22 protein-coding genes are annotated in these 23,702 nt (G+C 72.4%); 11 read left to right on the top strand and 11 right to left on the bottom strand.

The features are described from left to right. Positions 1–198 precede the first annotated feature (198 nt). The 7 genes from BCD49_RS07620 to BCD49_RS07590 all read right to left on the bottom strand — a co-directional run bounded on the left by BCD49_RS07620 (position 199) and on the right by BCD49_RS07590 (position 7,696). Positions 199–1,413, bottom strand: coding sequence for a polysaccharide biosynthesis protein (locus BCD49_RS07620; protein WP_007511788.1), 1,215 nt, complete (start codon positions 1,411–1,413; stop codon positions 199–201). Beyond that, on the bottom strand, positions 1,406–2,308 hold the full coding sequence (locus tag BCD49_RS07615) for a dTDP-4-dehydrorhamnose reductase family protein (RefSeq protein WP_007511790.1): 903 nt from the start codon (positions 2,306–2,308) through the stop codon (positions 1,406–1,408). Before BCD49_RS07615 ends, BCD49_RS07620 begins: the two co-directional genes overlap by 8 nt. After that, positions 2,305–3,636, bottom strand: coding sequence for a glycosyltransferase family 4 protein (locus BCD49_RS07610; RefSeq protein ID WP_083401330.1), 1,332 nt, complete (start codon positions 3,634–3,636; stop codon positions 2,305–2,307). Before BCD49_RS07610 ends, BCD49_RS07615 begins: the two co-directional genes overlap by 4 nt. Then, complete coding sequence (locus tag BCD49_RS07605; RefSeq protein ID WP_071041311.1) at positions 3,627–4,814, bottom strand: glycosyltransferase; 1,188 nt, start codon at positions 4,812–4,814, stop codon at positions 3,627–3,629. The genes BCD49_RS07610 and BCD49_RS07605 overlap by 10 nt, the downstream gene beginning before the upstream one ends. Next, positions 4,802–5,914: an NAD-dependent epimerase/dehydratase family protein gene (locus tag BCD49_RS07600; RefSeq protein WP_007511794.1), complete on the bottom strand. Its 1,113-nt coding sequence runs from the start codon at positions 5,912–5,914 to the stop codon at positions 4,802–4,804. Before BCD49_RS07600 ends, BCD49_RS07605 begins: the two co-directional genes overlap by 13 nt. An 82-nt stretch (positions 5,915–5,996) precedes the next feature. Then, positions 5,997–6,653, bottom strand: a complete 657-nt coding sequence (locus BCD49_RS07595; RefSeq protein ID WP_083401329.1) for an acyltransferase — start codon at positions 6,651–6,653, stop codon at positions 5,997–5,999. Beyond that, positions 6,653–7,696: a glycosyltransferase family 2 protein gene (locus tag BCD49_RS07590; RefSeq protein ID WP_083401328.1), complete on the bottom strand. Its 1,044-nt coding sequence runs from the start codon at positions 7,694–7,696 to the stop codon at positions 6,653–6,655. The genes BCD49_RS07595 and BCD49_RS07590 overlap by 1 nt, the downstream gene beginning before the upstream one ends. A 336-nt stretch (positions 7,697–8,032) precedes the next feature. Between BCD49_RS07590 and BCD49_RS07585 the strand changes: the two genes are divergently transcribed. From BCD49_RS07585 to BCD49_RS07550, 8 genes are all read left to right on the top strand, one after another. Then, complete coding sequence (locus BCD49_RS07585; protein ID WP_007511799.1) at positions 8,033–9,082, top strand: NAD-dependent epimerase/dehydratase family protein; 1,050 nt, start codon at positions 8,033–8,035, stop codon at positions 9,080–9,082. 41 nt (positions 9,083–9,123) lie between these two features. Further along, positions 9,124–10,281 (top strand): UDP-N-acetyl glucosamine 2-epimerase, encoded by a 1,158-nt coding sequence (locus tag BCD49_RS07580; protein WP_007511801.1) that lies wholly within the window; start codon positions 9,124–9,126, stop codon positions 10,279–10,281. Between the two features lie 356 nt (positions 10,282–10,637). Further along, positions 10,638–12,308: a tyrosine-protein kinase domain-containing protein gene (locus tag BCD49_RS07575; RefSeq protein WP_071041310.1), complete on the top strand. Its 1,671-nt coding sequence runs from the start codon at positions 10,638–10,640 to the stop codon at positions 12,306–12,308. A 129-nt stretch (positions 12,309–12,437) separates the two neighbouring features. Continuing rightward, the gene (locus BCD49_RS07570; protein ID WP_007511805.1) at positions 12,438–13,730 is read left to right on the top strand and encodes a glycosyltransferase family 4 protein; all 1,293 of its coding nucleotides are present in this window, start codon (positions 12,438–12,440) and stop codon (positions 13,728–13,730) included. Then, on the top strand, positions 13,727–14,593 hold the full coding sequence (locus tag BCD49_RS07565; protein ID WP_007511807.1) for a protein phosphatase 2C domain-containing protein: 867 nt from the start codon (positions 13,727–13,729) through the stop codon (positions 14,591–14,593). Before BCD49_RS07570 ends, BCD49_RS07565 begins: the two co-directional genes overlap by 4 nt. A gap of 195 nt (positions 14,594–14,788) precedes the next feature. Then, positions 14,789–15,514, top strand: a complete 726-nt coding sequence (locus BCD49_RS07560; RefSeq protein WP_007511810.1) for a DUF4232 domain-containing protein — start codon at positions 14,789–14,791, stop codon at positions 15,512–15,514. Between the two features lie 300 nt (positions 15,515–15,814). After that, positions 15,815–16,594, top strand: coding sequence for a methyltransferase domain-containing protein (locus tag BCD49_RS07555; protein ID WP_051466160.1), 780 nt, complete (start codon positions 15,815–15,817; stop codon positions 16,592–16,594). Positions 16,595–16,866: 272 nt separating this feature from the next. Then, the gene (locus tag BCD49_RS07550; RefSeq protein WP_071041309.1) at positions 16,867–17,358 is read left to right on the top strand and encodes a hypothetical protein; all 492 of its coding nucleotides are present in this window, start codon (positions 16,867–16,869) and stop codon (positions 17,356–17,358) included. Positions 17,359–17,461: 103 nt separating this feature from the next. Here the strand turns inward: BCD49_RS07550 and BCD49_RS07545 are convergent, their stop codons facing one another. From BCD49_RS07545 to add, 4 genes are all read right to left on the bottom strand, one after another. Further along, positions 17,462–17,974: a GNAT family N-acetyltransferase gene (locus tag BCD49_RS07545; protein WP_007511816.1), complete on the bottom strand. Its 513-nt coding sequence runs from the start codon at positions 17,972–17,974 to the stop codon at positions 17,462–17,464. Next, positions 17,971–18,381: an MmcQ/YjbR family DNA-binding protein gene (locus BCD49_RS07540; RefSeq protein WP_007511818.1), complete on the bottom strand. Its 411-nt coding sequence runs from the start codon at positions 18,379–18,381 to the stop codon at positions 17,971–17,973. Before BCD49_RS07540 ends, BCD49_RS07545 begins: the two co-directional genes overlap by 4 nt. Positions 18,382–18,445: 64 nt before the next feature. Further along, positions 18,446–19,576: a glycerate kinase gene (locus BCD49_RS07535; protein WP_035924409.1), complete on the bottom strand. Its 1,131-nt coding sequence runs from the start codon at positions 19,574–19,576 to the stop codon at positions 18,446–18,448. 629 nt (positions 19,577–20,205) lie between these two features. After that, the gene (gene add / locus BCD49_RS07530; protein ID WP_007511821.1) at positions 20,206–21,183 is read right to left on the bottom strand and encodes an adenosine deaminase; all 978 of its coding nucleotides are present in this window, start codon (positions 21,181–21,183) and stop codon (positions 20,206–20,208) included. A 395-nt stretch (positions 21,184–21,578) separates the two neighbouring features. On the opposite strand from add, the gene BCD49_RS07525 reads away from it, so the two are divergent. The 3 genes from BCD49_RS07525 to BCD49_RS07515 are packed head-to-tail and all read left to right on the top strand — an operon-like array spanning position 21,579 to position 23,649. Next, positions 21,579–22,571 carry an SPFH domain-containing protein gene (locus tag BCD49_RS07525; RefSeq protein ID WP_007511823.1) on the top strand — a complete coding sequence of 331 codons (993 nt, stop codon included), beginning with the start codon at positions 21,579–21,581 and terminating at the stop codon, positions 22,569–22,571. Between the two features lie 10 nt (positions 22,572–22,581). Further along, a complete protein-coding gene (locus tag BCD49_RS44895; RefSeq protein ID WP_007511825.1) occupies positions 22,582–22,914 on the top strand; it encodes a hypothetical protein in 333 nt (110 codons plus the stop codon). Between the two features lie 33 nt (positions 22,915–22,947). Next, on the top strand, positions 22,948–23,649 hold the full coding sequence (locus tag BCD49_RS07515; RefSeq protein WP_007511827.1) for a GOLPH3/VPS74 family protein: 702 nt from the start codon (positions 22,948–22,950) through the stop codon (positions 23,647–23,649). Positions 23,650–23,702: the final 53 nt, after the last annotated feature.

Below are 23,702 nucleotides of genomic sequence, written 5' to 3'. Positions count from 1 at the left end.
CGGTAACCACGATGCCGAGGGCCTCCAGGACCGTGAAGCGTGAAGGGGGCCGTACCCGGGCCGGTTAGGCCCGGGTACGGGGCCCCCTTCATGACCTGGCCCAGTAGGCCCGGGTGCGTCTGGTCAGCGCCCTCGGAGCAGCGGCCAACGCCGAGGGCCGGGCCTCGAGCGGTACCGCCGCGAGACCTTCTTCTCTGCCTACCGCAGCAGGTCGAGGTGGTCGGTCGACGGATGCTCGCCTGGCCCGCCTGCCTCGGCGGCCGGGTGAGCCACGGGGCCGGCGCCGGTCCGCTGGTCGGGCACCACGCTCGGGCCGAGCGAGCCCGTGGCCGGTGTGGGCAGCGGCGGTAGCAGGTTGTTGCGCCGCAGCAGGGCCGTGGTCTCGGCCAGCCCGACGACGTTGTCCGCCGAGCTGTACTCACCGGCCAGTTCGCTGGCCAGCGACGGCTCGCTGATCTCGGGCAGCATCGGCGAGATCACGTAGTACTGCCCGTCGCGGCGGGTCCGGTGGCACTCCTCCTCGGAGACCATGACCTCGTGCATCTTCTCGCCGGGGCGCACCCCGACGACCTCCACCGACACGTCCCGGTCACCGATGAGCGCGTGTGCGATGTCGATGACGGTCGCGGCGGGCGTCCGCGGTACGAGGATCTCCCCGGGCCTTCCACGCTGGATTGAATGGAAGATCATGTCGACGGCTTCGTCCAGGGTGACCAGGAACCGGGTCATGCTGGTGACCGTGACCGTGACCGGCCCGCCGCGGGCGATCTGGTCGAGGAACAGCGGGATCACCGAGCCGCGCGAGGCCAGCACGTTGCCGTAACGCACGCCGACGAATCGGGAGCGCCCGGACCGCTCGCGCACGCCGACGTTCGCGGCGGTGAAGATCCGCTCCTGCAGCGCCTTGGTCATGCCCATGACGTTGACCGGTTTGCAGCACTTGTCCGTGCCGACGCCGACGACGCAGTCCACCTGGTAGCCATGCTCGGCGACCGCGCGCACGATGTTCGACGCGCCCGAACAGTTCGTCAGGATGGCCTGCTCGGGGAAGTACTCACACGCGGGCACCTGCTTGAGCGCGGCCGCGTTCACGATGACGTCCGCGTCGCGCACGCACGCGGCGACATCCCAGTAATTCCGGACGTCGCCGAGGCGGAATTCCAGGATCCGGTCGAAGTTCCGGTAGATCGTCTCGTCGGTCGTGACCCGCTGACGCAGGTAGGCCAGCCGCATCGCATGCTGTTTGGCTTCGTCCCGGGACAGCACGATCACCTTGGCCGGTATCCCAACCTCGCCGGACAGGATCCGCCGGACCAGCACCTGTCCCAGCGACCCGGTGCCACCGGTCACCAGAACGCGCCGGCCGGTAAGCATTCCGGCGCTGTCCATCGCGCTCGCTGTGCTCTCAGTCATCGCTGCGTCCTCCGTGGTCCCTCAGCATGATCCGTTCGGCGAGCTCGTCGAGCATCGAGTCCCAGCCGGGGGCGGTGTAACCGGTCGCGGCCGCGAACCGGTCGGCAAGCAGGCTGCGGTCACACGGCGGGCCGTCGATGGCCACCACCTCGGCCGCCGGACGCCCGGCCGCGCGCAATCTTTCCGACAGCCGGACGAGCAGATCGAACTTGGTGATCGGCTCCGGCGCGGCCACGTGCCATAGCCCGGTCAGGTCCTCGTGCTTGGTGAGGATCCGGTCGAGGAGTCGAGCGATCTCCATCGTCGTGAGCCCTGTGTAGACCGCCCGCTGGTAACCGGATACCTGGCCGCTGCGGCCGAGGAACCACTCGACCAGACCGCTGGCCCGGCCCGCCAGCTCCAGCCCGATGATCGAGGTCCGCAGCGTCAGGGCAGGCGCCTCCCGGACCTCGCCGAGCAGCTTGGACATCCCGTAGACGTCGACCGGATCCGGCTGGTCGTCCTCGGTGTAGCGGCCCCGCCGGCCGGAGAACACGCAGTCGGTGCTGACGTGCACCAGCCGGATGTTGGCTATCCGGCACAGCCGGGCAAGGCGGTGCGGGAAGATCGTGTTGATCTCGACGGCGGGGAGCGCCGTCTGTCCTTCGCTACGCTGCTTGACCAGACCGATGGCGTTGAGCACCGCGTCCGGCCGGAATCGGTCGAGCAGGTCGGCCACGTCATCGTGGCAGCGAGCGTCGATGCCGGTGACGATCCGGTCGCCCGGCAGCGCGCCCGGCGCCGCCGGCAGCCGGCCGGCGCCCCGCACCGTCACAGCGACGTCATGGTGGTCGGCGAGTGTGCCGGCGAGCTCGTGGCCAAGCATCCCGTCACCGCCTAGAACGAGGACTCTCATCTGGCCCTCCCGGGTGCGGCGGTCGCCGCTGGCCGATCCGGATGTGGTGGTCGTGGCTGGTCGGCCATCTCCGCGGGCCGTGCGGCCGGGATCCCCTCGGGTCCAGGCGCGCGGGCCGYGGCGGCGCGCAGGTGCCGCTCGACCCGGTCAAGCAGAGCGGTCCGCTCGTAATGCGTCACGTAGTACTCGCGGGCGGCGTTCCCCATCGCCGCGCGCTCGGCCGGCGCGAGCGCGCGCACGGACGCGATCGCGTCGGCGAGTGCCGCCGCGTCCTGTGCTGGGACCGCGAGCCCGCCGGCGGCCGCCACGACCCGGGCGGTCGTCCCGTCCGCCGCCGCCACCACCGGCCGGCCGCAGGCCAGGAACGACTGCACCCGGCTCGGGATCGTCAGCGCCCACACCGGGTCCCGGCGCAGCGTCGTGACCACCACGTCCGCGTGCGCGAGCAACGCGGGCATCCGCTCGAGCGGCGCGCGCCCCAGCAGGTGGACCCGGTCACCGAGGCCCCTTCGGCGCACCTCGTCCGCCAGCCACTCGCCGCGCTGGCCGTCGCCGAGGACCACCCAGTGCACGTCGGCGCCCGCGGGCAGGTCACGCAGCCGCTCGGCCGCATCGACCAGCGTCTCGAGGGCCTGCGCCACGCCGAGATTGCCGGCGATCATCGCGACGAACCCCGCCGGCATCCCGGCCTCCCGGCGGACCTGGGGGTCGGGAGGCAGCGGGCGGTAGCGGTCCTCGGCCCAGTTCGGCAGGTAGTCAAGCCGGTCGGCCGGCACGCCGGCCGCGCGCAGCAGCGGCAGGAAGTCCTCGGACTGGCCGAGCACCCGGGCGCAGCGCTGGTAAGCCGCGCCGACCGCCTTCTCGAGCAGGTCGAGCACCCGCTCGGAGCGCAYCACACCGGTCGCGCGAAGGGTGTGCGGCCACAGATCCTGCACCCACAGCACCACCGGGGTCCCGCGGATCCGGCGCAGCAACAACGCCGGCACCACCATCGTCACCGGCGATATCTGGAAGACGAGCACGACGTCGGACGGCGGCAGCCGCGGTACGCCGAACACGCTGGCGCTCGCGGCGAACGTCAGGTAGTTCAGTGCGAGCCGCCATCGCTCGCCATCTCCGCGGGAGGCCAGCGRCACCCGCACTACCTGGACGCCCTCGTACCACTCCCAGCTGGGCCGCCGACCGCGGGGAAACACCTCGCGACGCGGATAGCTCGGCTGCCCGGTCAGGACGGTCACCTGGTGGCCGCGTTCCCGCAGCCCGACGGCCAGGTCGTTGACCCGGAACTGCTCAGGCCAGAAGTACTGACTGACGATGGTCACCCRCACCGGCGTAGTCCCCTTCCCACAAGCTCGGTCGCGGCCCTGGCGGCCGGCGCGACGTCGGCGAACACCTCGAGGTGGCGAGCGGCGGCACGCTCCCAGGTGAGCTCGGCGAGCACCAGCGCGCGCAGCCGCGCGCCGCGCTGGGCCAGTGCGTCGGGCCGGGCGAGCAGCTGGCGCAGCCCGGCGGCCAGGCCGGGCGCCGTCGCCTCCACCACCAGCCCGCCCCCGCACCGCGCCACCTCGTCGAAACCGCAGGTATCAGTGATGAGCACCGGTGTGCCGTTCACCCCGGCCTCCAGGGCGACGATCGACATCGCCTCCCGCCGCGACGGCACGACCAGCAGCGACGCCGCTCGCAGCGCCTCCGTGCGCTCGGCGCCGGCGACGACGCCGACGAACCGGACCRCGTCGGCCACCCCGAGCGCCGAGGCCCTGGCGTGTAGCTCCGCGGCGAGCCCCTCGTCCGGCCCGGCGAGCACCAGCAGCCAGCCGTCGGCGGCCGCGTCGGACGCCGCGAACGCCTCGACCAGCAGGTCGACGCCTTTGATCCGGTTGAGCCGACCGAGGAAGAGCAGGTAGCGGCGGCCGGCGAGGTCGTGCCGGCGCAGAAACGCCCCGCCCGCGTCCCGCTCGTGGTCGGCGGCGGACACCCCGTTGGGGATCACCCGCACGGCGGCCGAATCGCGGCCGTACCGCGCGAAGTCCGCCGTCTCGTCGGCGGTGACGGCGATCGCCGCCGCCGCGTCGCGCACCATCCGAGTACCGACGGCCGCGTTGTAGGCGCGCTTCGCGACGCGGCTGCGGCCAGCGACCGGCAGTGAGCCGCATGGCGAGACCACCCACGGGACGTCGTGGCGGCGGGCGGCGCGGTAACCGAGGGCGCCCAGTGCCGTCCAGTGCCCGAACAGATGCACGACGTCGGCGGCGGCGACCCGTTCGGCCACCCGATCCGGCCGCGCCGGCACGTAGAAACGGCGGTTCGGGCAGGGCACCGTGGTCAGCGCGGCGGGAGCCAGCGACCCGATCCGGGTGTCGGTCAGGTCGAGATCGAGGGTGAGCAACTCGGCGCGCAGGTCCGGCTCCCCGGCCCGCGCGTAGGCGCGGGTCAGCTGGTAGGCCCGCTCGGCCAGGCCGCCGCCACGGCGGGCGTCGGCCATCATCACCACTGTCAGCACCCGCACGGCGCGCCACCCCCAGAGGCGATGTCGGCCTCACCGCCCGCGCCGATGCCCCCGGCGCGGGCTCGGTCCGGGAACTGGCCGTCGACGATCTGGGCGATCTCGTCGGCCAGCGCGCGCGGAGCGGCGAACCCGGCAGCCCGCAGCGCCGCGGAGCTGTACCACTGCCCCGGCCGAGGGCGGCCGATCACCAGGGCAGCGCCGTCGACCGCCGCCGTAGGCAATGGCAACCGCCACAGCGCGGGCAGGCCGGCGAGCCGCCGGACGGCGTCCTGCATGGCCGCGTAGTCGACGTTCGCCCGCGCCAGCGCCGCACCCGCGCGGCCCAGATCGTCGACGACGTTGAACACCGCCCGGCGCGCGACCAGCGGGGTGTCGAGCGCGAACCGGACGGCGGCGGCGGCATTGCCCGCCGTCACGTAGGACACGGGGGTGCCCCGCCGGAGCGAGCCGAGCGCGGCCGCCCGGACCGGTCTGCGCAGCGCATCAAAGATCGGCTGGTATGAGGTCGGCCGCTGGGCGGAGATCACCGAGCCCATCCGTAGCACCACCAGCTCGCAGTCGGCGCGCAACTCTGTCAGCCACGGTTGCTCCGCGGCGAGCTTGGCTCGGGCATAGGCCGAGCGAGGCCGGCAGGCCGTGGTCTCCTCGACCAGGCCACGGTGGCGCGGTCCATACACCGAGACCGTGCTGATCAGCACCATCCGTGTGATCTGCGGGCAGGCATTGACCGCGGACAGCAGGTTGAGCGACATCGTCACCGCCTGCTCGGGGTCACCAAAGTTGTGCGCCAGGTGGCAGAGTGCCGTGCCCGCCGGTGCGTCGAGGGCCTTGAGATGGTGGGTGACCAGCGCCCCGGCGGCGAGATCCACCGAGGCCCAGCGCTCGTACGCGGCGAGCACCTCCGGTCGGCGCCGGCCGAGCAGCACCACGCCCCGGCCGGCGAGCGCCGCCCGGACGTGGCCGCCGAGGAACCCCCTGCCCCCGGTGAGCACCACCTCTGACCCGGCCAGATCTCGCCGGGGGCCGGGCACCGGTGTCGCGACCGGCAGCGCCGCACTCGTGGCGAGCGGCCGGGCGAGGTACTCCGCGGGCTTATCCACGTCACTTCTTGTATCACTTGCAACACTTAAAGTGACTGACCTGTGATGGCGAGGGCAGAGCCGAGTTCCGTACCGCCCCGGACTAGCGCGTCTGTGGTGTGGGGCGTGGCGTGGGGACGCCGGTCCGGGTAGCCCTGGCCGGGACGTCKATTTCACCACCGCCAGCGACCTGGCCGRCACGAGAGGACCGCAACGGGGCCGCCGGCACGCCGCCGACCCGGGCGCCGGCGGCCACGTCGGAGGTCACCACCGCACCTGCTCCGACGATGGCGCCGTCGCCGACGGTGACGCCGCGCAGGACGGTGGCCTTGGCCCCCAGCCACACGTCGCGGCCGACCCTCACCGGTGACGCCGCGAACCGCATCGCGGAGGCTGGGACTCCGGGTGCGACCACGTGGTCCTGGTCGCGGACCACACTCATCTCCGCCAGCAGACTGCCGGCGCCTATCACCACCTGCCGGCGGGCGACCACCACGGAGTGGGGACCGACGAAGTCCGCGCCGAGGTCCAGGAGTGCTCCGTCCTCGACCTCGAGATGGACGTCGCGGGCGAGGACGGCTCCCCGGATGATCATCGTCCCGCGTGGGGCGCAGAGAATCACGCAGCGTGGCCCGAGGAAGGAATCGAACCCTATCCGGACCCCCGGCTGTGTCATCCGCAGCAGGATGATCCTCGTCCACGAGGCGACCCGCGCCGTGCCACGCAGGCAACGCCGCACGGCATGCGCGTAGGCGGCCATCAGGCCGGTGGTCCCGACGTCGTCCGCCGTCCTGTCGGGGCCGCGGCGCGTCCCCAGCGCGTCGGTCGTGGCTCGTCCGGCAGCGGGGAGTCGGCCGGCGGCAGCGGTCCGACGCCGTCCACCAGGCCGTGCCCATACGAACGGCAGCGGGAAAGCCCGCGTCCATGTACCAGGTCGGAGACCGCGTAGCGGGGAAGCGCGAKGAATGCCAGCCAGAGCGCGACGGCGCGGGCCCGCCAGGGGTGGCCGTGGATCCGTGCGAACCAGAGGCGGTTGCGCACCGTGTAGTACGCGTATGCGTTGCTGGGGACGGTCCCACCGCCGGTGTGCCAGGCCTGGTAGGGGCTGACCATGACCCGCCAGCCGGCGGCGGCGGCGCGGTGCGCCAGGTCGGTCTCCTCGTAGTAGAGGAAGTAACGGGTGTCCATCGGTACCTGGCGGTGGCACTCGGCTCGCACGAAGAGGATCGCGCCGGGCACGAACACGACGTCCGCCGGCTCGGGGCGCCCTCGGCGACGGCGGCGCGGCACCGTGAACAGCGGAGTCAGGCGGTCCGCTCCGGGGTGAATCCCGTCCGCGTTGAGCAGGGTGGGGCCGACGATGCCGACGCCTTCGCGGGAAACGAGATCGAGGCACGCCAGGACCGTCCGCTCGGGCAGCAGCACGTCATTGTTGAGCAGCAGGTACACGTCGGTGTCCTGCCGGGCGTCAGCGCCGAACCGGAAGCCGCCGGCGAACCCGAGGTTGGCCTCGGGAACGAGCCAGTTGGCGGCAGCCGGCAGATCGCCCGGGCGGGTACTTCCATCGTTGGCGACGACGATCACGTCCGTCACCGTGGACATCTCGTCGAGCCGTCGGGCAAGTTCCACGGTCGGCTCGGTCGGTCCCCAGTGCACGATGACGGCGGTCGTCCGCGGCTCCCGGGCTGTCGGGTCCAGGGCGTCGACCGCGCGGTCAACGAGTGGCGGGTCCGTCCCGTCCGCGGTGCCAAGGGACTGTTCGCGGCCGTCGACCTTGGGTGGGGAAATCGTCCGCAGGCTCATCGCACCTTGACCTCCAGGCGGGACACGCAGATGTGTCACCGAATCTTTACTATCAGTGATCGAGCGTAGGCCAGCTGGCTGTCAATCCGAGGCTCGCTGGGAAGCGTGTCGCAGGTCGGTCGCGTGGCACGCGGCCGCGGCCAGGCGGTCTGTGGGCCGGCTGACGTCACCGACCGGGAAGTCGTGGCCGGAGGCCACCGGCCAGGGTGCCGGCGGCGGCGTGGGCTGTCGAGGATCTCAGACTTCGTGGCCTAGTGTAATTTGACAACTACTCTGTGTAGCAGGGTTGTGGGTGTGTCCGCGCTGGGAACCCGAGACGATCAGAGGAGCGGCTGGATGGCGAAGGTCGTGGTGTTCGGCGCCACCGGGTTCGTCGGGCGAGCGGTAGCCGAGGCGATCGCCGCCTCAGGCGACGAGGTGACGCCGTTGCCTGCCCATCGGCTGCGCGCCAGGCCGACCCGCGTTGTCGAACTGGCGGACTTCCTCGCGGCGACGGCCGCCGGAGACGCTGCGGCCAGGCAGACAGGCTCATCGACGGCGTCGGGTTTCGATACGACGTTCGACGGGGTGCTCAGGACTGGACTTGTCGACGCCAGCCTCGTCGACGACGTGGCCGCCTCGCTGAACGGGCATGACGTCGTCGTCAACGCGGCCGGGCTGCCGGACGCGGCGGCGCCCGCGACGCCCGAGCTGTTCGGCGCGAACGCGCTGTGGCCCCTCGTCCTTGGCCTGGCCTGCGAACGTGCCGGGGTCGCTCGGCTCGTCCACGTGAGCACCGCCGCGGTCCAGGGCAGGATCCGGGTCCTCGATGACAGGCCGCGGTATGCGCCGGTCAGCCCGTACGCGGAGGCGAAGGCGCTCGGGGAACGACTGCTCACCGGCCTCGCCGGGACCAGCCGGCTGTCGGTCATTCTGTTTCGGCCTCCGTCGGTGCACGGAGCGGGACGGGACCTCACCCGGGCATTCGCCCGGTGGTGCGACCGTTTCCCGTTGGTCGTCAGCGGACGAGGGGACCAGCCGGTTCCGGTGGCTCTGATCGGCAACGTCGCGGCGGCGCTCGCGGCGCTCGTGACAGCCGACGACCCGCCCCTGATCGTGTCGCACCCGTCCGAGGGACACACGGTCCGCTCGCTCTACGGGTCGTTCGCGCCGGGCCGGCGAATCTGGTCGCTGCCGCCGGGGGTGGTCCGTGCGGTCCTGCGCGCGCTGGAGCCCGTGGGCCGGGTCTTCCCTCCGGTGGCGGCGGCGAGCCGGCGCCCGGAGCTGCTGTTGCTCGGCCAGGCGCAGGCAACCAGTTGGCTTGAGGGCCAGCGGTTCGTGCTGCCACTCGGGCACGCCGAGTGGGCCGAGCTGGCCCGCCGCAGCCGTGCGGGCCTGGCGGCCTGATCACCTTCCGCACCGGACCGACGTATTCGGGAGAGGCGCCGATGTCGCTCGACCGCCTGAAAGTCATGATCACGGTGGGCACGAGGCCGGAGGTCATCAAGCTGAGCCGGGTGATCGCCGAGCTCGAGCGGCACCTTGATGTCTGCCTCGTCCACTCCGGTCAGAACTACGACCACGAGCTGAACCAGCTCTTCTTCGAGGAGCTGGAGGTCCGCAAGCCAGACCATTTCCTCGACGCCGTCGGCGCCACCGCCGCCGAGACGATCGGGCAGGTAATCGCGCGGGCGGACGCGGTGATGGCCGCGGAAAACCCGGATGCCCTTCTCCTCTACGGAGACACGAACACCTGTCTTTCCGTGATCCCGGCGAAGCGGCGCCACATTCCCGTTTTCCACATGGAGGCGGGTAATCGGTGTTTCGACGACCGTGTACCTGAGGAGATCAACAGGCGGCTCGTGGACCACCTCAGCGACGTGAACCTCCCGTTGACCGAGCACGCCCGCCGGCACCTGCTCGCCGAGGGCCTGCCGCCGGAACGGACGTTCGTGACCGGCTCGCCGATGAATGAGGTTCTCACCTACTACCGGCCGGGTATCGATCGCAGCGATATCCTGTCGGTGCTGGGGCTGCGCGCCGGCGAGTACATGGTGGTCAGCGCGCACCGCGAGGAGAACGTCGACCAGCCGGAACTACTGCGCGCCCTGCTGGTGACGCTCGACCGGCTCGCCGTCACGTACCAGGTTCCGGTCATCGTGACCACGCATCCGCGCACCCGCGACCGGCTGGAGGAATTGCGCCGCGACGGGGCGGCGGTCGCGCTCGACGAACGGGTGCGATTCTGCAAGCCGTTCGGCCTCTTCGACTACGTAGCGCTGCAACGCGATGCCCGTTGTGTCGTTTCGGACAGCGGGACGATCACAGAGGAGTCCTCGCTCCTCGGCTTTCCCGCCGTCATGATCCGGGCGGCGCACGAACGGCCCGAGGGTATGGACCACGGCGTGCTCGTGTCGAGCGTCCTGCACCCGGACAGGGTGCTGGCCGCGGTCGAGCTCATGACGACGCCGAACCGGTCGCACCCGCGTATCGTCACGGACTACGACGTCGACGACGTCTCGCGGCGAGTTCTGCACATCATCATGAGCTACGTCGACAACGTCCGCCGGACGGTCTGGTACGAGCGTCCTGGGATCCTGTCCTGAACCATCACCGGCGCGCGGAGACCGGCGAACGCCACGGCGTGCTCCACGGCGACTGGCGCGCGCAGGCATACCGTCAATATCGACGATCGCCGTTCGCGCACTTGTTGGACATTGGTCGACACATATTGCCATTTGGTAATTGATCGGCCGCTCGAAGCCGTACCCCATGGCATTGGTATTCGAGCCCGGAATGTGGCCATCCATTGCGTGCGGCGGGGCCTTCGGCGCGCCTCCCCCGGCTTCGACACAACGACCGTACTGTCACTCCAGGTAGTCGATTGCTCTCTTGGAGAGACCAAGGTGGCGGGTGGCCGGTGTCGGTCGCACGTGCCACCACGGAAAGGAGAAGCGAGYCTGTGGAGACGGACCCCACCGCGGACACTCGGGGCGATCTTGCCCGCAGTGGTCGGAGCCTGCTCGCGCTGCTTGCGCGGCGATGGCACCTGCTACTTGTCGTGACCATCCTGTTCGGCTCGACTGGGTTCCTGTTCGCCTCGCTCCAGTCGACGCTGTACTCGAGCAGCGCGACCATGCTTCTCAACGACCCGCGCATCTCCAGCGTGTTCAACGACAACAACCGCTTTATCGGCGACCCGTCGCGGTATGTCCGTTCCCAGGCGCGCTATCTCACCTCCACCGAGGTGCTCACGACCGCCCGTTCGCTCCTTCACAACCGGCTCACCGTCGACCAGCTGCGCGGCCGCGTGCAGGCGACCTCCTCGGACCAGCTCGACCAGGTCAGCGTGACCGCCACCGACCCGACGGCCGAGGGCGCCGCCGCCGTGGCCAATGCCGTCTGCCAGGCCTACCGCCAGACCATCCGGAACCTGACCCAGACGAACGCGAAGTCCACCACCGACGAGCTCGACCAGACGATCGCCGACCTGCGCGGACGTATCAGCGACCTGGACGAGCAGCTGAACTCGGGCGAGGGCCCGGCCGACCCGAGCCTGTCCRCCGCCAGGCAGGCCGCGGCCACCCAGCTGCTGACGCTGCAGAGCCGGGCTGACGAGATCGCGGTGGACACCGCGACGTACGGCGACGGCGTGCAGATGTTCGAGCAGGCGAACCCGCCGAGCGCGCCGGCGCAGCCCAGGCCGCTGCGCGCGGTCGTCGTAGGCGCCTTCCTGGGGTTCTTGCTCGCCGCCGCCGCGGTGTGGTGGCGCGATGAGTTCCGCCGTAAGGCGGACGAGAAGCAGGACCCGGCGGCCATTCTCGGCGTCCCGTTGCTCGGTGACGTCCCCGAGTTCGCCGTCTCCACCGGCGGGCGGGCGCTGCCCGCCGCGCGCGAACCCACGTCCCCGGCGGCCGAGGCCTACAACTTCCTCGTGGAGAGCATCGGGTTCGCGCTTGCCGCCGAGGGCGGCGGCAGCGTTGTCGCGGTGACCAGCCCACGCTCTGGTGATGGCAAGACGGTGACCGCGCTCAACCTCGCGATCGCGATGGCGCGCGACGATCGCAAGGTGGCGGTCGTCGACGGTGACGAGCGGATGCGGGGGCTGACCGGGCTCGCCGCAGTCTCCCACGAGCCGGGCCTGTCCGACCTGGGCGGCGACGTGTCGGTAAGCGCCGCCGTGCGCCACCTCGACCTCGACGGTGCCGAGGCGCTCGACGTGGTGCCCGCCGGGACGGCGCTCGACGACCCGGCCAGCTTCTTCCGGACCGGCCGGTTCCGCCGCGCGGTCGGCCGGCTGCGCAGCCACGCCGACGTCGTCATCGTCGACTCGCCGCCGCTGCTGGCGGCCAGCGAAGCGGCCGCGATCGCCTCGCAGGCCGATGCGGTGGTGCTGGTGGTCGGGCGCGGGACGCCGCTGCGGGTACTCACCGAGGCCCGCCACCGACTGGAGTTCGTCGGCACGCCGGTGCTCGGCTACGTCTTCAACAAGTCGGTCGGGTCCGGGCGGCGCTACGGCTAYGGCTACGGCTACGGGCGTTCGGCGGCCCGATCCGCAACGGCACCGTCTGGCCGCCACCGGGTTCCCGACCAGCGGCTCGATGAGGACAGCTCGGTCAAGACCAGCCGATGACGATCGACCCGGCGCCGCGGCTTCCGCGGCTCGGCCGCGCCAACCCAGGCCCTCAAGGAGCCCGGGACGGCTCATCCCCGCCGCCCGCGCGGCCGGAACACGCATGGCGCCTCGAGGAAGGGCGAACCGATGCGGGTGACGATCGTCAGCCAGTACTTCTGGCCTGAGCGGTTCCGGGTCAACGACCTCGCCGTTGGTCTGCGCGAGCGAGGCCACCGGGTGACGGTGCTGACCGGGCAGCCTGGCTACCCGGACCGGGAGGCGTTCGCGGGTCGCCGGCGCTCGGCCAGGGAATGGTACGAGGGCGTCGAGGTGGTGCGGGTGCCGCTGGCCTCGCGCGGYGGCGGCGAGCCATGGCGTCTCGCGCTGAGCCACCTGTCCTTCGCGGCCAGCGCCAGCGTGCTGGGCGCGCCTCGGCTGCCACCGTCCGACGTGGTGCTCGTCTACCAGATCTCGCCGGTGACGCTGGTGCCAGCGCTGCTGCTGAGGCAGGTCCGGGGCACTCCGGTGGTGCTGTGGGTGCAGGACCTGTGGCCGTGGAGCCAGTACGCGACAGGCACGGTCCGCTCCGAACGGGTACTCACTCTGCTCGACTGGACGGCGCGCGCCGGCTACCGGCGCTGCGCCCGGGTGCTCGGGCGGTCCGAGGACTTCCTGCCGCTGCTTCGTGAGGCCGCCATCCCGGCCGACCGGCTCGACTACCTGCCGAACTGGGCGGAGAAGCACTACCGCCCCGTTCCGGCCGACCCGGAGGTCCGCCGCGCGGCCGGAATCCCCGACGGGTTCGTCGCGATGTGCGCCGGCAACCTCGGCGTCGGCCAGTCGCTGGAGACGCTGGTCGCGGCGGCCGATCGACTGCGAGGGGATCCTCATGGCGCGCGGGTGCGCTGGGTGGTCCTCGGCGACGGCCAGCGGGCTGGGTGGCTGGCGGACGAGGTGCGCAGAAGGGGCCTCGGTGACCGGGTCCACCTGCTGGGACGTGCCCCGCTCGAGCGGACGCCGGAGTTGCTGGCACACGCGGACGTGCTGGTCACGACACTGCGCCGCGACCCCGTGTGGGCGCTGACGGTTCCGAGCCGGGTGCAGTCGTTCCTCGCCTGCGGCCGGCCGATGGTGTCATCGGCCGGCGGTGCGACGGCCCGTGTGGTCTCGGCGGCTGGCGGAATCGCGGTACCGGCCGAGGACCCGGTGGCGCTCGCGGGCGCGATCGCGAAGGTGGCGGCGCTAGGGCCAGCCGAGCGGGCGGCGATGGGTGCCGCCGCGCGGCGGTACTACGTGACCCATTACCAGCGGGCCGCCTTGCTCGACCGGGTCGAGCGRCATCTGCGCGCCGCCGCGGGTCTGTCGGCCGCGCCGGAGCGGGTGCCAGTCGGTGGGCCGGCCGTCGGCGCGAGCGCTGCCGTGCCGACCCTGAGCACGTGACCGACGTGGCGGCCCGTCCCCCGCGCGCGGCGTCGACGGTCCGTTCGGTGCTGCTGCTGGGCCCGGACTATCCGACCCGGCGCGAGACGGTCATCGCCGGCATTTCGGCGTGCGTCGACGGCATCGATGGCCCTCGGGGCGACCCGGCGGCACTCGGCGCGGCGCTGTCGGCCGGCTGGATGCCGAAGGCGGTGCCGTCCGTCGAGCCCAACGAGGACGGCGTCCTGCTGGCGGCCGGCCCCGGCGGGCTGCTGCTCGCGGTGGCGGACGGCCACGGCGGCTCGGCCGCCTCGACCGCGGCCCTGCGCGGGCTGGCCGCCGCGGCGGCCGACCTGCTCGCCACTCCAGCGGAAGGGGCCGCCGGTCGCGGCGGCGGCGCCCGACTCGTGCGCGCGCTCACCGCGGCCGCCGTGGACGGCGTGGCGGACGTCGCGGAGCCTGCGCGCACCGCGCTGGGCCTCGTGCTCGCCGTCGACGAGTCGATCTTCTCGATCGGCTACGGTGACACGCTGACGGCGCTGGTGCGTCGAGGCCGCCCGCGGGTAATCAGCACGCCGTCCGAGTTCCTCGGCCCGGGTACCCGCGGGAGCGAGGATGAGGACCGGTCCGTCCAGCGCCGCCACCGGCGGCCGGGAGACGCCGTTCTGATCGTCTCCGACGGCGTGCCCGACTACCTGGGCCGTGCCTTCCCGGAAGTGGTGGGGGCCGTTCTGCGCGGCGACGGGCGGTCCGCTCCCGACGCTCCCGCGGTCGGCCGAGCCCTCGTCGGTCGGGCCGGGGCCGCCGGCGCCGGCGACAACATCACGGCGGCCGTACTGCTGCCCGCCGCGGCGCCGTCATGGCGGGCTCGCTGGCGCCGCTGACGCGGCGTTCCGCTGTCTCGGTCGGGGCCGCGAACGTAACCGCGGGAACGTGGAACTAGGTGCGACACGCGCCCTACGGTGTGTAGAGCTTCCCTGGCCGCTGCTCGCTGGCTACGGTCATTTCCGTCAGTATTTGAATGCGGTGCGTCAGCAGCAGGTCACAAGGCTGCCGCCTGCCAGACCAAGGAGCCCGCGATGCGGACGGATCGGGTCAGGGCGCCGGCATGCCGGCGGCATGCCGGGGCGCCCCGCGCCGGAAGGGCGAAGGCCACCGCGGTAGCCGCGGTCGCACTCGGGCTGGTCGCGGTCGGGTCCGGGTGCGGCTCGACGATGGCCGGCGGCAGCTCCGCGACCGTGGCCGCGGGCTCGTCGGGAGCGGGCTCGCGAGGGCCGGCGCAATCCGTCGCCCCCTCGGCGTCCGGCCGGGGCGGTCCCGGCGTGCCGGCGGCCGTGGCCGGATCCAGTGCCGCGCCCGAGGAGGTAGCGGCCGCGGCCGTCTGCGCGGCAGGCGCCCTCACCGGCAAGTTCGACGACATCGAGGGCGCGGCCGGACAGGTATACGGAAAGCTGGTGCTCACCAACGCGAGCCCGGCCGCCTGCAAGCTGAGCGGCTTCCCCGGCGTCCGGTTCGCCGACGCCGGCGGGGCCGAGTTCGGTGCGCCGGCGGACCATGACGACTCCGGGCCCATGCCAGGGCCGGTCCTGCTGGCGCCGGGCGGCACGGCGACGGCTGTACTGCGCATCACCCAGCCGGGCATCCAGGAGGGCTGCCTCAGCTCGGACGTGACCAGGGAGGCGTCCGCCCTGGAGGTGACACCTCCCGGCGGAGCGGGCACCGTATCGGTCGGACTGGCCGGTGGCGTCACAGCGTGYGTCTCCACCGACGTCCGCCAACTTCTGATCGGCCCCCTGAGCGCCTGACGCCCGCCGCCGGGCCGCGTCCGCGCGACCTCGCGCCATTGCGTGAGTGATGGCGCAGCCGGCCAGGTCCTTGACCGGCTGGCGGGCCGGGCGCGGCACTGGAGGTCCGTTCGCCGGCGTTACCGGCGTTACCGGCCTTGCCGGAGTTGCCGGGAGTGCGGCGGCGGGCCGGCGAAACGCGCGACTTCTTCCTGGCGACGCCCTCCGCTGGTTTCCTGGTAAATCCTAGGGTTGCGGGGGCGGTGTACGGAGGGAGTCGTGATGGACGAAGCGACGACAATTCCCGGAAGAAGTCCAAAGATGGCGGACGCGCTGGTGACACCGGGGTCACGGAATGCCCGGACGGCGGCTGCGTGGGTACCCACGCAGCCGAGGACCGGGCGGGCGGGTGACCAGGCGCTCGTCACCACACACCGACTGCCGCGGGTGCGCGTGGTGGACCGCGACGAGTTCCTGCTCGGCGCGGCCGCCGGGCGGGCGGTGACCCATGTCGGGTTCGCCGACGCGACCATGCGCGACGTCGCACGCCGCGACGGCCGTTGGCTGCACGCCCGGCTGGCCGGCGTCGCGCGCGACCTGGTTGGTGTCGACATCGACGTGGAGGGCGTCGCTGAGGCGAGGGCCGCGGGTTACGAGGCACATGCGATCGACTGCGGTGACCCGGCCGATGTCGCCAGGGCGGCGATCCGCCCGTCCGAGCTCGTCGTCGTCAGCGAGGTGATCGAGTACGTCGACAGCGTCGGGGCCTTCCTCGACGGCCTGCGTGCTCTGACCACACCTGACGGGACGATGGTCGTCACCACGTCGAACGCATTCCGGCTGATGAATCTCGCCGCCACACTGACCGGCCGCGAGCTGGCGCATCCAGGACACGTCTCCCGTTATTCGTGGTACACGCTCGTCAGCGTTCTGGAAAGGCATTCATGGCAGGTCGTCGCCTTCCACCCCTATGAGGATTCCGAGCGAGAGATGCCCGGCCGCGCGCGCACCGCACTGGCGGCCGAACGTGCCGCCAGGCTGTTCGCGCCCTTCCTCGCGAGCGGACTGATAGCCGTCTGCCGCCAGGCCCCCACCGGCTGACGGTGGATGGCGGGGGTCGACGGCGGGGCGGGGGCCGGCGGCGGGCCGGCGCGGTGAGCAACAGCGTCACATGTCCTGCTCGCCGCGGGTCCGCGTTCCTCTCGCGCGACCGGGGGTGTTGCCGCCGCCCCGGCGACCGGTTGGGCTCGCGGCGGTCCCGATGGCCGCGCGGCGAGGTTTCCCCGCCCGACCGGCACCGGGACCGGAGGAGTCCGCCACGCGTTCTGCCGGGCGGTGCGACCGGACGGCCTCGTGTCGGCGACCATGGAGGTGTGGGGCCCAGACACAGTGACGACCAGGACCCGGCCCGCGTCGACCCGGCCGGCCGCGGCATGCTGTCCGCGTTGGTCGCCCTCGTGCGGGACACCCGTGGCGACGAGTCGACGCCGATCCGGTACATCCAGTGCGACACGTGCGGGGGTCCTACGCCGCATCACGCCGAGGTCCAGATCTTCTCCGCGACCTTCCGGGACCCCACGTTCGTCGCGTCGCCGCCCGAGGTGGTCTGCGGCATCTGCGCCTCGGTCCACCCACGCGTCGTCGACGACGAGCCGCCGCTCGGCACCGAGCTGACCTGCGCCGCCCGTGGCCCACGCCCCTGGCCGGTGAGCCGGTTCGTCCCCGACCGCTGGCTCGCGCACCGCTGGCTCGGCGCCTGCGCCCACCGCTTCTCCGCCCCGGCGGCCGCCGCCACGGTGGTCTGCCCCCGTTGCGCCACCACCCAGCCCGGCCCCGCCGCCMGCCCCGCGCGCGACCACCTCTGATCCTCGCCAGGCTCGCTGGCCGCAACGCCGCGGTCGACAGACGGTGTCGGGGAGCGGACGACCGGGGGAAGACCGGGGACCGGAAGACCGGGCCGCGCGACGATCACGGCACCCCGCTGTTCCGGTCCTCTGGCCGGGGCAGGAAGTAGACGGTTGTGGGGCGGTCGAACAGCGTGTCCTCGCGAAGGGGCCGGAAGCCGAGGCGTTCGGCGACGCGGATCGACCGGGTGTTCGCCGGCCTGATCATCGCCGTGAAGTAACGATCAGTCAGGTTGCGGAAGCCCCAGTCGAGCCAGGCGCCGGCCGCCTCGGTCGCGTAGCCGTGGCCCCAGCGGTCGGGCCGCAGGGTCCAGGCGATCTCCACCTCGTCGAAGGACTCCCAGTACCGCAGGCCGGACACACCGATGAAGTCCCCGGTCGTCCTGAGCTCGACCGCGCAGCGTCCGTGGCCCCGCTCGGCCCACCCCTGCTCGACCGCCGTCAGCCGGTCCAGCGCCTCCGAGCGGGAGTAGGAACCGAGGAAACGGCTCACCTCGTCATGGGCGTGGAGGCCGACGTAGGCGTCCACGTCGTCGACCCGCAGCGGGCGCAGCAGTAGCCGTTCGGTCTCGATCACGTCGCGTCGGGTGGTGCCCACGCGGTGGGCGGGTCAGGCAGTCGTTCCGGCAGCTCGGCGAGCAGACGCCTGGGGGCCACGGCCCGGTAGGCGTCGAGGATGATCTCGGTCATCTCGGCCCAGTCGACCGGGGTGTCGACGTACACGCCAAGCCAGCCGCGGTGGCCGACGTAGGGCGGGCGGAAGAACCGGCCCGGATCCTCGCCGATCAGCTCGGCGGCGGTGCCGGGCGGGGCGGCGCACCAGAAGGCCAGGCGCTTGCCGTGGTGCTCGCCGACGAAGCTGACGAACGTCTTCTTGTCCCGGATGAACCAGGTCGGCGAGCTGTGGCTCGGCCGTTCCGTCACTTCGGGCAGCGCGAGGCAGACGCGGCGCAGCTCCGTCAGTGGGTCCCGATCGTCGACCATGTTTCGATTCTCGCCAGAAGCCCGACCAATCCCAAACCGCCGGGCGGCGCCGAGCCGCGGCGGCTCACCTGGCGGCGGCCAGCTGGGCCGCCGCGGCGGCGAGCCATCGCTCGGGTTCGGCGACCGCGGCGGGAACACCGCGGGCCAGCGTGGCGATCGCGACGGCGGCGTCGACGCCTGGCGGTGACGGCGCGCCCAACTGGCCGGCGACGAGCAGGACCGGCACCGGGCCGGCCTCGCCGCCGCGGGCGGCGGCGAGGCGCAGAACCCCGCCGACGACCTTGCCCGACAGCGAGGTCGCGTCGAAGCGACCCTCGCCGGTGATGACGAGGTCGGCGTCCGTCAGCACGGCGGGCAGCCCGGCGTGCTCGGCCACCGTCGCGGCGCCGGGGACGAGCCGGGCGCCCCATGCGGCGGCCAGACCGTAGCCGGTGCCGCCGGCGGCACCGGCGCCCGGCGCGTCAGGCTCGCCGCCGAGCAGCGCGGCCAGCCGGCGCAGGCCGTCGTCGAGCAGGGGTACGTCGTCGGGGCTCGCCCCCTTCTGCGGGCCGAAGACGGCCGCGGCCCCACGAGGGCCGCACAGGGGCGCGTCGACGTCGGTCAGGCAGAGCACGCCGCCGGGCGGTGCGGGGCGCAGCCCGCGCGAGTCCACGGACGCGAGCCGAGCGAGCGACCCGCCACCCGGCCGCAGGGGAACGCCCGCGTCGTCGAGAAAGCGGGCGCCGAGGGCCGTCAGGGCCCCGGTGCCGCCGTCGGTCGACGCGGAGCCCCCGAGCGTGACGATGATCTGGCGGGTCGCCGGATCGTCGAGCGCCACGGCGAGCAACTGGCCGAGGCCGACGGTGTGCGCGCCGAGCGGGTCCCGCCGGGCGCCGAGAAGTGGCAGGCCGCTGCCGCTGGCGAGCTCGACGACGGCCGTCCCGTTCGGCAGCGCGAGCCACTCGGCGTCGACCAGGCGGGTGTCCTGGGCGCCATCGGGGCCGGTGACCTTGACGGCCCGGCGGCACGCGCCGGGCACGGCTGCGGCGAACACGTCGAGGGTGCCCTCCCCGCCGTCGGCGATGGGCAGTCTGACGACCTCGTCATCGGGCCGCACCGACAGCCAGCCGTCCGCCAGCGCCGCCGCCACCCGGTTGGCCGCGAGCGACCCCTTGAACGAGTCCGGCGCGATCACGACCTTCAGCCGACCAGTCATGCTGTAATTCTGGTTCGCTCCGTGCGGGCACGGCGCTCCGGCCCCGTACTCGCTTCGCTCCCACGGGACCTCCGCGCCGTGTCCTCCTCCGCTCACGTGCGCTGCGGCGACCTCCGCTGCGGCCCAACCACTTCGCTGCGCTCGTGGCCGGGCCTCCGCGGAGGCGCGCCTCCGCGCCGCACGGTCACCCGCCGCTGTGACGTCACTAACCGAAATCACAGCGCTCGTATGGGCACTTCGCTTCGCTCGTGGGCCGGGCCTCCGCGGAGGCGCGCCTTCGTGCCAGCTCGGTGGCGTGCCGCTGTGCCGTCACCACCCGAAATCACAGCGCTCGTATGGGCACTTCGCTTCGCTCGTGGCGGTCTTCGCGCCTGTTCAGCCACCTCACGAGCGCAGCGAAGTGGCCTTACGGACGAGCCTGCTCCGGGTGCGTGACGTTCGGCGTTAGGTGACCGTGCGGCGCGGAGGCGCGCCTCCGCGGAGGCCCGGCCACGGAGCGAAGCGAACGTGGTTGGGCCGCAGCGGAGGTCGCCGGAGCGCCCGTGAGCGGAGGAGGACGGCGCGCGGAGGTCCCGTCCGCCGCGAAGCAAGGACGGGGCCGGAGCGCGCCGCCCGCACGGAGCGAACCATCAACACAGCCAGGCATCGATGCCGGCGAGGGCGCGCGCCTGGACGTCGGCGGGGGCGGCGCCGCCGGTGATCGAGCTGCGGGCACAGGTGGCGAGCTGCTCGTCGGTCAGGGCGAACGCCTCGCGACACAGCTCGTACTCCTGTAGGCAGCTCGGCCCGAAGATGAGCGGGTCGTCGGCGTTGATCGAGCAGCGCACGCCGGCGGCGAGCAACGCGGGGAGCGGGTGCTCGGCCAGCGACGGCACCACGGACAGCTGCACATTCGAGGTAGGGCAGACGTCGAGCGTCGTTCCCCGCTGCGCGAGGACCTCGACCAGCGCCGGGTCCTCGATCGCACGGATGCCGTGCTGGACCCGGTCGGCGTCCAGGATGTCGATGGCGCTGCGCACGGACGCCGGCCCGTCGAGCTCGCCGGCGTGTGGGGTGGACAGCAGCCCGGCGTCCTTCGCGTAGCGGAACGCGTCGACGTACGGCTCCGGCGGGTAGCCGTTCTCGTCGTTGTGCAGTCCGAGCGCGACGATGCCGGCGTCCCGGAAGCGAACGGCCGTCTTGGCGACCTCCACCCCGTGCTCGGGGGTGTCCAGGACCCGGTCGACGGCCGCCATCCAGCGCACCGTCACGCCGTGGCGGGCGCCGGCTTCCTCGCCGCGGGTGAGCACGGTCTCCCAGGCCGCCTCGGCGGAGGCGAAGATCTGCAGATACGGGTACGGGTAGAAGCTCGGCTCCAGGTAGACGATGCCCTCGCTAGCGGCATCCTCGACCATCTCGTCGACGAGCCGCTCGAAGTCGGCCACCTCCCGAAAAATCGGCAGGATGCCCCCGACTACCTCGCCAAAGCCGCCGAACTCCGTGAAACCGGTGGTCCGGGGTGTTGGCATGCCATTGCGCGCGGCGAGCTCGGCAAGTGTCGACGGACGCATGCCGAGCTCGAAGTGCAGATGCAGATGCCCCTTGGGCAGGTCGCGCAGTTCTCGCATCACCAGTCCTCACGCCGCGTGGGTCGGCTCGCCGTCGCGTTGACGCCGCGCGGGCCGGACCGGCGAGCCGGCGGAGCCGTGCCAGCCCGCCGTGGCGTGCCTGCGACGACGGTACGGACCGAACCGTCTATCCGGGAGATCATCGCTTGGTATTTACCGCCTGGACACAAGTGTTCGTGGGCCAGGCGCGTGCCGCGTCCGCGGGCTCGCGCTCCCGGTACCCGGCCGCGGAGATCGCGGCGTACCTCGCGGCCGAGTGGCTGTCCGGTGCGCGACGACGCGAGTCGCGCGACACGGGTTTACGGGTTCCACGAAAAAGTGCTATCACTTTGATAGACGCCGAGCGGGTGCCGCCATCGGGGTGGCTCGCTCGTCGGATCGGAGGAGAGACCGCCATGACCACGGGTAACCCGCCCCAGGCGCCGATGGGCCCAGAAGGCCCGGACGCACACCGGGACACCCTCGAGCCTGATGACGTGGTCGACATGCCCCAGCCGCGGGTGCGGGAACGGGCGATGACAGGCCTCTCGGGCGCGGTCGGCTTCCTGGGCGCGCTCCTGATCTTCGTGATCGGGGTGGCGCTGATCGTGCTCGCGGGCCTGCTGTTCGACAACGGCACAGGTGGCGGCGGCGCGGCCGCACTCGTCGTCGGCATCCTCGCCCTGATCGCCAGCTTCGTGTTCCTCGGTGGGCTGACCGCCGTCGCTCCGGGGCAGGCGCGGGTCGTGACGCTGTTCGGCCGCTATGTCGGGACGATCCGGGTCACCGGCCTGCGCTGGGTGAACCCGTTCACCAACCGGCGCAAGGTCTCGACACGGATCCGCAACCACGAGACCGGCGTCGCCAAGGTCAACGACGCCGACGGCAATCCGATCGAGATCTCGGCCGTGGTGGTGTGGCAGGTCGCCGACACCGCCCAGGCTCTGTTCGAGGTCGACGACTTCGTCGAGTTCGTCGCCATCCAGACAGAGACCGCCGTTCGGCACATCGCTACCCGATACCCGTACGACGCGCACGACACAGGGCAGATGTCGCTGCGCGAGAACGCCGACGAGGTCACCGGCAAGCTGTCGGTCGAGATCGGGGCTCGGGTGGCGTCAGCCGGTGTCCATGTCATCGAGTCGCGGATCACCCGGCTTGCCTACGCACCCGAGATCGCCCAGGCGATGTTGCGCCGTCAGCAGGCGAACGCGGTCGTCGCCGCCAGGTCCCGGATCGTCGAGGGCGCGGTCGGCATGGTGGAGACGGCGCTGGCCCGGCTGGAGAGCCAGGACGTCGTCGAACTGGATGAGGAGCGTAAGGCGACCATGGTTAGCAACCTGCTCGTGGTGCTGTGCAGTGAGCAGTCGACCCAACCGGTGGTGAACGCCGGATCGCTCTACCACTGATCCGCGGCCCGTGACGGAGCGGAAGAAGATCCTGCTACGGCTCGACCCGGCCGTCCACGACGCGCTGGCGCGGTGGGCCGGCGACGAACTGCGCAGCACGAACGCCCAGATCGAGTTCCTGCTGCGGGGGGCGCTGTCGTCCGCCGGCCGCCTGCCAGGCACCGTCGGCCGGATACCGCGCCGCGGTCGGCCGCCCAAGTCGGCCACCGGGACATCCTCACCGGCCGGTGAGGACAAGCTCACCGTCGGCGTCGCCGACGAGGCGGAGCTCACCGCCGGTGTCGCCGACGAGGCCGAGCTCGAGGCTTCCCACGACCACCCAGCCGATGACGACGACTCATGACTCCCAGCACCGCATGGACCCGAGGAGCATGCCGTGGAGCTGCCCGACTCGCTGCCAGCCCAGCTTTACCTGCTGACCTACAACCCCGAGAAAGAACGGATGGACGGCTGCGTCGCCAGCGGCTACCTCGGACCGGCGCTGCGCGCCGCGGCCCTGCTGGAACTGCGGCGGCGCGGCCGGATCCTCGACGAGGCCGGCAAGGTGGCCCCGGTCTCGGGAGCCCGTGCCACCGGCCGGATCGGCCCGCCCGGTGCCGCCCGCGGGCTGACGCTCGACGACCCGATCCTGGCGCGGGTACTGGAGCAGGTCGGGGCTTCCGGGCGCCAGCGCTCCTGGAAGCACTGGATCGGCAAGGACAACCGGCGTACGACCCGGTGTGCCCGCGACTACCTGGAGGCCGGCCGCTGGATCCGAGTGGATCGGACACGAGTTCTCGGGATCTTCCCGCGCACGGTCGTGACCGTTCGCGACCCGCGAACGGTGCGGGCGTTGATCAACGATGTGCGCCGCGCGCTTCGCGGCCCGACCTCGGTGGACCGCCTCGACGGCCGTGACCGCCAGCTCGCCGCGCTCGGCGCCCTGGCCGAGATTCGCGTCCTCGCCACCTGGCGGGAGCGGCGCGCGCACAAGGCCCGTATCGGCGAGCTCACCGCCTCCATCGCCCCGGCCGGCCACGCCCTGCACAAGGTCGTCCAGGCCCAGAAGGCCGAGCACAGCGCCGGAGCCGGAGGATGAGCCAGCCCCGACAGGGCTGACCGGGCGGTCGACCGTCACTCGGCGGGCCTTCG

This window comes from Pseudofrankia sp. EUN1h (assembly GCF_001854645.1).
In the GTDB taxonomy this organism is placed as follows: Bacteria; Actinomycetota; Actinomycetes; order Frankiales; family Frankiaceae; genus Pseudofrankia; species Pseudofrankia saprophytica.
The sequence above is the reverse complement of the archived record's forward strand: the minus strand, read 5'-3'. Positions and strand labels throughout refer to the sequence as shown.